The 11,404-nt window shown below is 48.1% G+C and carries 9 protein-coding genes and 1 rRNA gene; 5 read left to right on the forward strand and 5 right to left on the reverse strand.

The annotated features are described in order from the left end of the window. Positions 1–10: 10 nt before the first annotated feature. A complete protein-coding gene (locus tag J7K41_01785) occupies positions 11–700 on the forward strand; it encodes a hypothetical protein (GenBank protein ID MCD6549422.1) in 690 nt (229 codons plus the stop codon). A gap of 67 nt (positions 701–767) precedes the next feature. After that, entirely contained in the window at positions 768–2,006 is a 1,239-nt protein-coding gene (locus J7K41_01790; protein ID MCD6549423.1) for a HEAT repeat domain-containing protein, read from the forward strand. A 54-nt stretch (positions 2,007–2,060) separates the two neighbouring features. Here J7K41_01790 and J7K41_01795 read toward each other — a convergent pair whose 3' ends face one another. Beyond that, the gene (locus J7K41_01795; protein ID MCD6549424.1) at positions 2,061–2,699 is read right to left on the reverse strand and encodes a protein-L-isoaspartate(D-aspartate) O-methyltransferase; all 639 of its coding nucleotides are present in this window, start codon (positions 2,697–2,699) and stop codon (positions 2,061–2,063) included. A 163-nt stretch (positions 2,700–2,862) separates the two neighbouring features. Between J7K41_01795 and J7K41_01800 the strand changes: the two genes are divergently transcribed. From J7K41_01800 to J7K41_01810, 3 genes are read left to right on the forward strand one after another with little or no spacing between them, the layout of a single operon-like run. Continuing rightward, positions 2,863–3,297, forward strand: a complete 435-nt coding sequence (locus tag J7K41_01800) for a hypothetical protein (GenBank protein MCD6549425.1) — start codon at positions 2,863–2,865, stop codon at positions 3,295–3,297. Between the two features lie 32 nt (positions 3,298–3,329). Then, positions 3,330–4,058: an alanyl-tRNA editing protein gene (locus J7K41_01805; protein ID MCD6549426.1), complete on the forward strand. Its 729-nt coding sequence runs from the start codon at positions 3,330–3,332 to the stop codon at positions 4,056–4,058. A gap of 23 nt (positions 4,059–4,081) precedes the next feature. After that, positions 4,082–4,663 (forward strand): DUF1405 domain-containing protein, encoded by a 582-nt coding sequence (locus tag J7K41_01810; GenBank protein ID MCD6549427.1) that lies wholly within the window; start codon positions 4,082–4,084, stop codon positions 4,661–4,663. Here the strand turns inward: J7K41_01810 and J7K41_01815 are convergent. The 4 genes from J7K41_01815 to J7K41_01830 all read right to left on the reverse strand — a co-directional run bounded on the left by J7K41_01815 (position 4,653) and on the right by J7K41_01830 (position 11,009). Beyond that, entirely contained in the window at positions 4,653–5,486 is an 834-nt protein-coding gene (locus tag J7K41_01815) for a 50S ribosome-binding GTPase (protein ID MCD6549428.1), read from the reverse strand. The two genes, J7K41_01810 and J7K41_01815, sit on opposite strands and share 11 nt — an antisense overlap. Positions 5,487–5,517: 31 nt before the next feature. Beyond that, on the reverse strand, positions 5,518–6,435 hold the full coding sequence (locus tag J7K41_01820; protein ID MCD6549429.1) for a hypothetical protein: 918 nt from the start codon (positions 6,433–6,435) through the stop codon (positions 5,518–5,520). Between the two features lie 105 nt (positions 6,436–6,540). After that, a complete protein-coding gene (locus J7K41_01825; protein MCD6549430.1) occupies positions 6,541–7,977 on the reverse strand; it encodes an MFS transporter in 1,437 nt (478 codons plus the stop codon). A gap of 142 nt (positions 7,978–8,119) precedes the next feature. Then, positions 8,120–11,009 (reverse strand): 23S ribosomal RNA (locus J7K41_01830). Positions 11,010–11,404: the final 395 nt, after the last annotated feature.

Below are 11,404 nucleotides of genomic sequence, written 5' to 3' on the forward strand. Positions count from 1 at the left end.
TGGTGATCAGATGGAAAGGGTCGCGACTGGAATATCCGGGCTCGATAGGATGTTAAATGGCGGTATTCCAGCCAATCATACCGTGGCGGTCTGCGGGGGTCCGGGAACGGGCAAGACCTTACTGAGTTTTGAATACCTGTATCACGGAGCCAAGGATTACAATCAACCGGGTTTGTTCGTTTCGTTAGTTGAAGCACCGAGGTTTTTGTTGAACAATCTTCGTGCCACGTTCTCTGAATGGACCGATATCGACACCTTGATAAATGAAGGTAAACTGTTTATCTCGAAACCGGATACCTTTGACCTGGTGAACATTGCCGACATGATAGAAAAGTATATTCTGGAACATTCGGTAAGACGGGTTGTAATCGATTCTGCGAACGTGTTACGTATAAATTTTGACAATGTAACAGAATACAGGCAGACGGTCCGGGAGTTCCTGAACCTGTTGAGCGGGATGAACTGTACAACTTTTATGACTTACGAACTTCCGCGGTATTCTAGAGAGAATCAAAGGTTTGGCGTTGAACAGTTTATATCCGACGGTATAATAAACCTATACTATATCCAACGTCAAGAGAAACGTGTTCGTGCGTTAGAGATTCTAAAAATGCGAGGCACAGGGTTTATCGAGGACCTTGTACCCTTCCGTATAACCTCTCACGGGTTGGAAGTGTACGTTGGTGAGAAGATATACTAAAACTGTGCAAGACCTTAAAACGCAGGATGTTTTGTTATTCTTTTGTTGTATGAACGGGGGTGTGGGGATGGAAACGAACGATATTGAGAAATGGTTTAAACTCACCTATGATGAAGACCCGAAGGTCAGACTGCGTGCCGCCAAAGAACTTGCCAAATATCCCGATTCGCCGTTATCGATATTTGCTCTCTTCGAACTGAGTTACGATAAAGACGAGAAAGTTAAAGAGTTTGCAGTACGGACCCTTAAAGAACTCAAACTTAGGTCTAACGGTGATGAAGATAACAAATATTCTTTAAGCAACCTCCTTGCTCACGAAAAGGGCGAGACAGACCATGACCGTGAACTGATCGAGAGACGAGCCGAGAAGATTAAAGAACAACTCATGCCTGCAATCGAAAGTTACTATTTTCAAAACCTTAGCAAGGAAGAGGTTGAACGGGTTAAATCTATGGTCATGCCGTCTCTTGAGAAACTGTTTGAAAGGTTAGCGGTGCTGGAACTGACAGGGGACCGTGAGCAGGCGGAAAGGTTAAGAAAGTTCGTCACAGGTCAGGAGAAAGGTACGGACCGTGTTGAGGGGAAGGGTTCTGAGAAAGAGTCCGGGGAACCGAAACCCTCTGTTGGAGACAAATCAACTCTTCCGGACAGGAGAAGTCAACCGACATTGTTCGAACTTGTCGAAGAGGATGAGGACCAGTTGCCCGAAGAATACAAAGAGTATCTGGATGTGATGTCGCAGATCGAACGGATCGTTCCCATCTCACCATCAAAGAAATCGGTTACCCCTCCGCAGGTGCATCCTCACCCGTCCCCCTCACGAAACAAAAATCTATCAGAAGACCCGGTCATGGATTATCTGATCGGTCAGGCGATGACCGTTTACAGTCTTCCTCAAACATCTCCGAGTATGGTTAAACGCGAGATGAAACGTCTGATCAAAGAGATGGAGTTGAAGGTTAAATCTGCGTTTGACATTGCCAAACACAAGTTCAAGCACCGGGAGATAAAATCTTTGGCAGACCTCAAAGACGGTATGAGCAACGTATACACTGGCGACCTTAAAGTGACGCTGGTTGAAGATAAATCATTTAAACTCAATAAAAGGACAGTGCACCGTATACGTTTGGAGGTAGAAGACCAGTACGGGAACACGTTTCCCGTGTATTTAAAAGGTAGCAAAGGAAGGGGGATCTACGAAGGTGACACGATCAGGTTTGAGGGCGCATCTGTCCAGACATTTCCAGCAACCGGCGAAACAGTCCTGGTGATCGATAAAAAGGGTAAAGTGGTTTTGACCCGTTGAAAAAACGAAGCACGAAAAACCGAGCCCGAGGATTTGCGAAGGATTTGCGGGGTTTCACAGTTCTTTGAACCCGCATCTGCCTATCACAGGCACAAACATGACCGGTAGAGCATAATCGATACGGTTACCTTTACGTCTGTATACAACGAGGTCCTGCATATATTTGGCACCTATCGGTGCTACGATGATTCCTTCCTCTGTTAGTTGCTCTTTCATTTCATCGGGCAGTCTCGGTAACCCTGCAGTCACTATGATCCTGTCGTAAGGTGCGAACTCCTTCCATCCGCAACTCCCGTCACCTATTCTGAAGATAACATTTCTAACACCCAACCTTTTCAGTTTATCCTCCGCATTCTCCGACAACGATGGAAACCGTTCTACCGTGACTACCCGTCCCTTATCACCTACCAGTTCGGAAGCAAGGGCGGTTAACCAACCGCTCCCCGTACCTATCTCCAGAACGTTCTGACCGTTCTCCAGGTCCGCCAATCTCAACATCAATCCCACAATGCTCGGTGCGGATATGGTTTGTCCCAACCCTATGGGTAAAGGGTAATCCGCATAACTGTGTTCCTTATAACCTTCCGGGACGAACAGTTCCCTCGGAAACCTGCGCATAGCTTTCGCTATTCTGTTGTCTATATACCCCTTATCCAACAATTCTCTTATCAGCCGCTCCTGTTTGGTTGGCATGACAAAAAATCAACAATCAATCTTTTAAAACGCTTTCATCGTTAACGATAGATGACTGACCGCTCTACAGGAAACCAAAGATTTATAAACAAAAATATACATAATAAATTCCCCAAATAAAGACATGAAATTTTATAGAATATAACAAAACAGAGGGGTTGATATGGTTTTTGAGGAATTGAGTGGTAAGGGTAGCGGTGTAGATGTGCACGATGTTCGGGCAGAGCGCAGAAAGTTACATACTATAAGAAAGAAGATGAGCGATGAACTGAACAGCACCTACTACCGTCTGTATATTCGTAAGAAGTTCTTCATTGACCCGTATCTAAAGTACCTTAAAAAATGGGTGAGTTCGGAGGGTAAGGTTAACGGAGAACTGAAGATGTTGTATGAGATGGTTAACCAGTTGGGCCGGTTGATAGAATCGCTTCACGAAAACAAATCTAAGAAGGATGCGGAGAAAGTGGCACGCATAATGCATTTCATAGAACTTAACGAACGACATTTCTTGATAATCGATAACGAGGGTCAACCGGAGATCAGTAGCCAGTTCCTTAAATCCCTTAGAAACCTTCTCATTCGTGTTCGTTCTGACTGACATCAAAACGCAGGTTATCGGGAGGTGGCCGGATGACTGAACTTCTCTATCAAGGCGATGCCTATCTAACCAGTGCGGATGCAAAGGTAACGGATGTTATAGTGGATGAGGATGGACGGTTCGGTCTGGTTTTTGACCGCACAGTTTTCTATCCCGAAAGCGGTGGCGTAGCCTGTGATACGGGTCGGGTCAAGACGGATGTTTCCGAATGGATAGATGTAACCGAGGTGACTAAATCGCAAGGGGAAGTGATCCATTGGACGGACCGACGGATCGAACCAGGCACTAAAGTACGTATGGAGATAGATTGGGACAGAAGGTACACACTTATGAGATATCATACTGCAGCACATGTCATAGCAGGCCTTTTCTACACCCGTACCGGTGCGCTGATAACAGGCAACCGTATCACCGTTGAAAAGGCGCGGTTCGATTTCAGTTTGAAAGAGTTTGACAGGTCACTGATCGAGTCGATTATCGATGAAGCGAATTCTTATTTCGGCAAGGATATCCCTGTGACTGTGAGATATCTCCCACGGGATGAGGCGTTGAAGATTCCCAGTATGGTTAAATTAGCCAATGCCTTTCCCCCTTCTATCAAGGTCCTGCGTATTGTACGAATCGGAACCAAGGACCACGTGATAGACGAACAGGCGGACGGCGGTCCCCATGTCTCAAACCTTCGCGAGGTTCCTAAGGTTCGCATACTGAAAATGGAGAACAAAGGGAAAGGAAACAGACGTGTATATTTCTCTTTTTGAACTTTCATCCGAGGTTGCCTGTTATGTCAGCGTTAGGTAAAACAATATTCTTCGGATTATCCGCGATCGGGATTATCGTAGGTTATGCATTCTATCATGATCAACTTGCCGTTTCTAACCCTTTCTTATGGTTGTTTATACCTGATTGTCCGTTGTACGTTCTGTTGGCACTGTTAGTGGTTATGTTTAAGATTAAATCTTCGTGGTTCAGGTTGATTGTAAGCGCAGGTTTGATAAAATACGGTTTGTGGACCGAACTGGTATTCCTTATTTACCACGACTATTATTTTGCACCGTTTATCATCGAGAGTACCATCCTTTTGGGAATAGGGCACGTGGTTATGATTCTTGAATCGTTATTGTTTTTACCTGAGCACTTGAAACCCGTAAACCTTGCAGTATCCTTATCATGGTTTTTAGCAAACGATTTTTCTGATTACGTGCTCGGTACGGTACCAAGAATACCTACTGATCATATATGTTTGGTGGGGGTTTTGACTGTTCTTTTAACTTTTGTTTCTGTGGGTTCGGTCTACTTTGCAACCAGATACAATATGTCAAAAAACAGTGTTGTTGCACGGTTACGGGATTTTTTCATCGGGTAACTTCTTTCAACCGTTTCTTCCATTTGGTTATCATTTTACCTGTTTGCCATTCTTTTAACAATGTGTTAGCCATCTGCGAGATGTTCGGCTCGCCTCCTTTGAGCAGCATCCCGCGCCGTAACGTGATACGTTCAAGGATGTTTTCCGGTTCATCCGTCGGTTTCACATCCACATCATAAACGAGTTTAAAGAACCGCGGGCCGTACTGTTGAGAGGTTAACAGGTTCTCTATAAGTTCTATTGCGAGAGGTACCGGGTCGTCCAACCGATCAACATCGAATGCGGAATGTAAAGTCAGTTTGTCAATGCGTTCGCCCTTCGGAAACACGCCCGGCGAATCGATGAGAAGTATGTTTTCATCCAACCTGATGTACTGTTTACCCCGTGTCGTACCGGGTCGTGAACTTACGGTCGTCTTACGTTTCCCGGATAACATGTTAATGAGGGAGGATTTGCCGACGTCCGGATACCCGATGACGCCTATCTTGACCTTTTCTTTTTTCTGCAGGTTTTTGTCCTTCTCTATGATTTCGTAGATCTTTGTCATCAAAGATTTTCTTCCGCGTCTCTCTCTACAGCTTACGACTGCGTAGGGGATCCTCTTTCTTTCCAGTTCCTCGGTAAAATCTGCTATATCCTTACGGTCTGCCAGGTCTATCTTGTTGATGACGATGAGTAACGGTTTTCTCTTTATCATACGTTCGAAGTGTAGGTTTCGAGTCTCCTTAGGAAATCGCGCATCAACAATCTCTATAAGCAGATCCGCTTCCCGTAGCACCGTCTTCAGATGTCTTATGATTCTATCGTAGGTTAACCTTTTCATCGATATCACTTCCTCCTTTGAGAAGGTGTTTCTACTTCAGTTTTTCGAACACTTCGACACTGTATCTATTCTCGCGTGCCAATTTAGCCAACCGTTTCAGTATATTGAAAAGTTTATCCGGACCGAGTGTTGACCATTTTACTACATGCGCGGACAGTATTCCCAAGAATTCGATCTCGTTCATGTTCTCGGAACTGATCAACGGTTCAACGATCTGTTCATCGATAAATTTCGCGATCCGTACAATGTCATCGGTAGAATACCCTTTGGTTTTAAGCGTGTCAACGACGTCGTTAAGCATCGCCTCTTTAACCATCCTGACCATTCGTTCATGATGTCGTAATTCTGCATTCATCACTATGCTGTTACACAACCTTTTTATGTCGTCCTCGGAATCGGCTTCAAGGATCTGTTTTAAATGTGTTTTCACGATCTTGAAATATTCGTTAGGTGAATCGACATACTCCTTCAAAGGGTCGAGAAGGATTTTCTGGATAATGTTGAACGTCTTCTCGGGTGACCCGTATACCTTCACAACGGGTGCTGATCTGTTTTCCTCCAAGTAATGGTGAACGAACAGATAGGTATTCCCGTAGTAGGCCTGCTCCTTCACCTCCGGCTCAGGAGGTAGAAGTTCTTCTGATTCCAGTACTTGATGGGCAACCAGTTTCTGTTTTTGGTATCTGTGTTCAACTTTTGCAATATTGCCTTTCACAGTAAGCACGGTTTCGAACCCTGCTTTGTTCAGTTCCTTTACAAGTTCTTTGAGACGGTCGATCTCTTTATCCCTTGCTTCCAACGTCGGATATTTGACCTTTGCTACAGCGGTTTTACCTTCAACAAGTTTTTTGAGTTCATCTAACCCGTACTTAAGCGAACCCGAATACCTGTTTATTACGTCCATTGCCTTGTTTGTTTTGTCGTTCGACGACTTCCCTTGAGTTGACATAGTTTAAGCTCTTCTCCAGATGTTTTATTAAACTTTTCCTTTCATACGTTTGTCGGTTCGGTTGTGAATAGATTTGGTTAACTCGTGGTTCGGTTGCACACTGGACTATTTGGTCATGTGTTTAACGGTTTCATGCGAATAATGATAGTGGTGGAATATGAGATGGGTGATCGAGCGGACAGGATATTCTGTAAGCATGGCAACGATCAGTCTACCTTCGTGTTTTATCCCGTGGTCTTTCAGTATAGGTATGAATGTTACTGCCACGAGTAATCTTAACAATCCGGAGAATGCGATCACGCCCGCAACACCGGTTAATCCCAGGAACGGTACTGTTTCGAACTTGTCTATCAGAAGCAGACCCAAATTCGTTCCGATGAAACGTGTGATACCGAACAGAAAGTTGTAGATTGCAACGTACTCGGCGCGGGACTTCTTATTCGAATGGGACATGATGTACGAGAACCCGCCTACATCGTGAGCAGACCATCCAAACCCGCTTAACACCGAAGCCAGTAACAACCATTCGAACCTGGGCAAAAGAACGTATATGAAGACGTGTGAAGCGACTATGATACCGCCGGCTAAAGTGACCGTTTTACTTGAATATTTATCTATCATGTTGCCCCAGTATTTGCTTGAGAAATACCTTGACAGAGCGCTTGTCAGAATCAAAGCACCGTACTGAAGATAGGTTAACTTCAGTATCTTTAATTCGTAGATTATGAAGAAAGGACTGGCTATGGTTACTACAAGGAACAGTAGGGATGCATAGATGAGGAAAAGACGGACGCGGTATTTGTGTTTTGTCTGTGTTAGTGTACTATTCTTCATTCGTGTACTGTTTCTTTTGTTTGATTGTACTCTCTTCGGTTCTGATGTTTTAATATTCGTAAATCCCTCCGGTACCGGGTTTTCGGGTATCTTCATAAGGTAGACCAGTGACATCAACCTGCCCAAAGCGGCAAGACTGAAGAGCACGGCAAATCCGACGAGCACGTTCGTTTGGTCGAACAAGGTTAAAAAGTATCCTGCACCCACGCTGATTACCGCAGACACAGTACTGACGACCGCGTCACGTTTACCCACTATCTCCCCGAGTGTTGACCTATTAAGGTAGTCCCCGAACCATGATGCCCATAACGGTGCGACTATCCCTTTGATGGAAGTATAGACGATAACATAGATCATAAGTAACGTGAGAGCGTTTTGTGTAGGCATCGCAGTCAATAACACTATACCCATCCATACCAGAAGGGATAACGCTACACCCCCTACCACTACCAGTTTCCGTTTATGAAACAGTTTTGACGATAGAAGTTGAAGGACGGATGATATAAGTGCAGGGATGGCAGAGAATTCTCCTATGAACCTGTCGTCCGCACCCAGAGCCAGTGCGTACGCGCCCAGGTAGGAATCACCGGCCGCTGTAGTAACGGCGGTACCTACGCCTTCTTTAACAAAAAGGTCTGTTTTATCGTTACGGTTATCGATATTCCGTTTTGTTCTGTGACGTTTTCTGTGTTCCGTTCTCCCGGCCATTTCGATGCACCTTTCTATCTTTCTACTGGGTCTATTTCGAGATATAATCTGTTCCCTGTGAAACAAAATGTCTAGATATCTCTAAACCTGCTTAATGATTTAAAAAGAATTAGGATCCGAGCGACGATCAAACCGACCGGTTTCTACCGGGTAATCGGCTTTAGTAACGGCCGGCTGAACGCCTCGGTTGCCCTTGGCGCTTACACCGCCGTCCTATCAAAGCCGTCTGCTACGGCCGCCTACACCGCCTAGTCTTGAGGGAGGCTTCGAGCTTAGATGCTTTCAGCTCTTATCCTCTGGGGCGTAGCTGCCCGGCTATGCGTTGGCACAACCGGTACACCAGAGGCCCCGGCCCCCTGTTCCTCTCGTACTGAGGGGACCTTCCTCTCAGGCGGTAGCGCTCCCAGTAGATACTACCGTACTGTCTCGCAACGTACTGAACCCAGCTCACGTAGGACTTTGATGGATGAACAACCCAACCCTTGGAGGCTGCTGCACCTCCAGGATGACCTGAGCCGACAGCGATGTACCAAACCGCGAGGTCGATGGGTACTCTCGCCCGCGACAAGTCGGTTACCCCCGGGGTAGCTTGTCTGACAGATGGGACCCTCATCAATAGGGTACCCATGTTCGCTAAGCCCGGCTTTCGCCTCTGCGTCCGATTTTGTTAGGGACGCAGTCAGGCCGGCATTTGTCTTTGACCCTCTACGGAGGATTTCTGACCCTCCTGAGCCGACCTTTGGGCACCCTTGTTTCCTTATCGAGGGTGTACCGCCCCAGCCAAACTACCCACCTGCCGCTGTCCCCTTTCGGGTGAGTGATACAGAAACCGTTGAGTGGTGTTCCATTGGCGCCTAGCTGCCAGCCGGGACTGACAGCATAACAGCTCCCACTTACGCTCTGCAACGGTTCCCATATCACAACGACAGGCTGTAGTAAAGCTCCACGGGGTCTTCGTTTCCCACTGGGAGTCCTCGGCATATTCACCGAGTAGTGAGTTCACCAGGTCCGACCCAGGGACAGTGGGGGAGTCGTTACGCCGTTCATGCAAGCCGCCAATTAAGCGGCGAGGTATTACGCTACCTTAAGAGGGTCAGAGTTACCCCCGCTCTTCACCGGCGCTTCGCCCGGTTGGAACCGGGTTTCACGTACCGGCAGTGAGCAGGCGTCGGCCACCGTACTAGGCCTTACGGCTTTGCGGTGACCTGTGTTTTTGGTAAACAGTCGCTCCCCCCTTGTCACTGCGACCTGCAGTCGCCTTGCGACAACCGCAGGCACCCCTTATACCGAAGGTACGGGGCTAATTTGCCGAATTCCCTTGGGTCGGTTATCCTGATACGCCTGGGCCTCTTCAGCCAGCAGCACCTGTACTGGTTCTAGGTACGGTCGTCCGGAATCGGACAGGTTCCCTTTTCACGGATCCCAGGCCTCAGCCGATTTTTCCCAGGTTTATACTGCTTCTCCTCGTTACAAGTCTCCGCAGTATTATCCTGGTTAAACGGGGTCTCCCCCGCTCGGCCTAGCCCGAGATGTCAGGAACCTGTCTTGCGTTGCCGCATCTATCCGGACGGGGCCGGAATATTAACCGGCTTCCCTTTCGTGCGGAGGTGATTAGCCCCGCACTTAGGACCGCCTTACTCTTGGCTGACGAACATGGCCAAGAAACCCGGGTGCTATCCGGCGCCCAGGATTCCCACCTGGGTACGCTGTTACTAACACCAGGATATTCATACCAGCCCGGTCCACACGACCTCACGGCCGTGCTTCTGCCCGGACCGGTCGCCCCCCTACCGGATCACCTCTCACAGAGAGGTGCCCTGAGGTCTCGGTACCCGGCTTAAGCCCCGGGCATTTTCGGAGTCTGCCCTCTCGGCTGGTCCGCTGTTACGCGTTGTTTAAAGGATGGCTGCTTCTAAGCCTACCTTCCAGCTGTCTAAGAGAGGGGACTCCTTTCGGATTAACACTTAGCCGGGATTTAGGGACCTTAACCTCAGTCCTGGTCGTTCCCATAATGGCCAGCCGGCTTACCCGACTTGAGCCCGACTCCTGCCTTCTACGGTGAGCACGCATTCGGAGTTTGACAGGAGGGCGAGGGATTTCTCCCCCGTGACCTCCAATCAGTGCTCTACCGCGTGCTCCACCTCCAGCAGGGCTGTGCTGAGACACATTTCGGGGGGAACCCGCTATCGCCGCGCTCGACTGGACTTTCACCCCTAGACGCGGGTCACCCGAGGGGAATAGACCACCACCGGTTGACGGCTTCCATCGGCCGGTAGGCCGACTTCACCGTGCCCGCGCCTAGATCGCAGCGGCTTCGGGTCTGACGACAGTGACTAATCCCCCTTATCGGAGGACGCCCCTGACCCACAAGGGGCTGCGGGCTGTTGCTTTCGCTCCGGCTTTCGCCTCGCCACTGCCGTCAACTCCCTGGCCCTTGCTTCGAGAAGGACGATGCGACGCCGGTAACCGGTTCTCGCTCCCGGCCTCTCGGCCGGTCGCTTCGAACCGGCTATCCTTTCACGCCGCATCAAACTGTCACCGCCCAGTTTCAGGTTCTTTTAACACCCCTTTCGGGGTCCTTTTCAGCTTTCGCTCACGCTACTGGTTCGCTATCGGTCTGGGGTTATGTTTAGGGTTGGGAGTTGATTCTCCCATATTCCGACGCACGATCCAGTGCGCCGTACTCTTCCGCCACCCTTCCTGACAGACTTCGCCTACGGGGCTATCACCCTCTATGGCACAGCTTTCCAGCTGTTTCGGCTCGTCTGTCAGGATAGGTAACGGTGGCCCCACATCCCGACTCACGTTACCGTGAGCGGTTCAAGACGCCCTGTCCGGGGTTCAGTCGCCCTTACTACCCGGATCGCTATTGCTTTCTCTTCCTGCCGGTACTAGGATGTTTCGATTCCCGGCGTAACGCGGGGATCCCAGGATCAAAGGATGCATGCTCCTACCCTGGGCTTATCGCAGCTTGCCACGCCCGCGTCTACCCCAGCCGAGCCATCCACTGGGCGGTTTGGTTACCCAGATGGAAACCGATCAGTTTGATCGCCGCTCTTCATCCTCATGATAACAACGCTCCCCGCAGATGCGAGGAAACGCAATCATCGGTTAAGTCGTACCCGAGCCCTCAACGGGCCGAGCGGTATATATAGTAAGCGATTTCTTTTTAAACCTTTCGTCATCACCTCTGCGCTCTGCGATTGTGAATAAATCCCGAAATTTTTCTTAAAAACAGGATTTTAGTTGTGTTAATATGTTAATATTTGTATTTTATCTTTTGTTATGTGAGGTATAATACATAACAAAAAATAAAATTAGAGAGGAGAATCAACATACCAAGCACATACCTGACCACATTCTCAAAATTCCTACCCCTTACCATCTCACCTAATATCATCTTAAGTCTAGAGAAATATGTTTCTAC

The organism is Candidatus Micrarchaeota archaeon (assembly GCA_021163225.1).
Classification (GTDB): Archaea; Micrarchaeota; Micrarchaeia; order Anstonellales; family JAGGXE01; genus JAGGXE01.

Excerpts from the sequence above, each read along its gene's own strand:
- J7K41_01825 (MCD6549430.1), bottom strand. The coding sequence starts at position 7,977 with ATGGCCGGGAGAACGGAACACAGAAAACGTCACAGAACAAAACGGAAT.
- J7K41_01800 (MCD6549425.1), top strand. The coding sequence starts at position 2,863 with ATGGTTTTTGAGGAATTGAGTGGTAAGGGTAGCGGTGTAGATGTGCAC.
- J7K41_01820 (MCD6549429.1), bottom strand. The coding sequence starts at position 6,435 with ATGTCAACTCAAGGGAAGTCGTCGAACGACAAAACAAACAAGGCAATG.
- J7K41_01790 (MCD6549423.1), top strand. The coding sequence starts at position 768 with ATGGAAACGAACGATATTGAGAAATGGTTTAAACTCACCTATGATGAA.
- J7K41_01785 (MCD6549422.1), top strand. The coding sequence starts at position 11 with ATGGAAAGGGTCGCGACTGGAATATCCGGGCTCGATAGGATGTTAAAT.
- J7K41_01815 (MCD6549428.1), bottom strand. The coding sequence starts at position 5,486 with ATGAAAAGGTTAACCTACGATAGAATCATAAGACATCTGAAGACGGTG.
- J7K41_01795 (MCD6549424.1), bottom strand. The coding sequence starts at position 2,699 with ATGCCAACCAAACAGGAGCGGCTGATAAGAGAATTGTTGGATAAGGGG.
- J7K41_01810 (MCD6549427.1), top strand. The coding sequence starts at position 4,082 with ATGTCAGCGTTAGGTAAAACAATATTCTTCGGATTATCCGCGATCGGG.
- J7K41_01805 (MCD6549426.1), top strand. The coding sequence starts at position 3,330 with ATGACTGAACTTCTCTATCAAGGCGATGCCTATCTAACCAGTGCGGAT.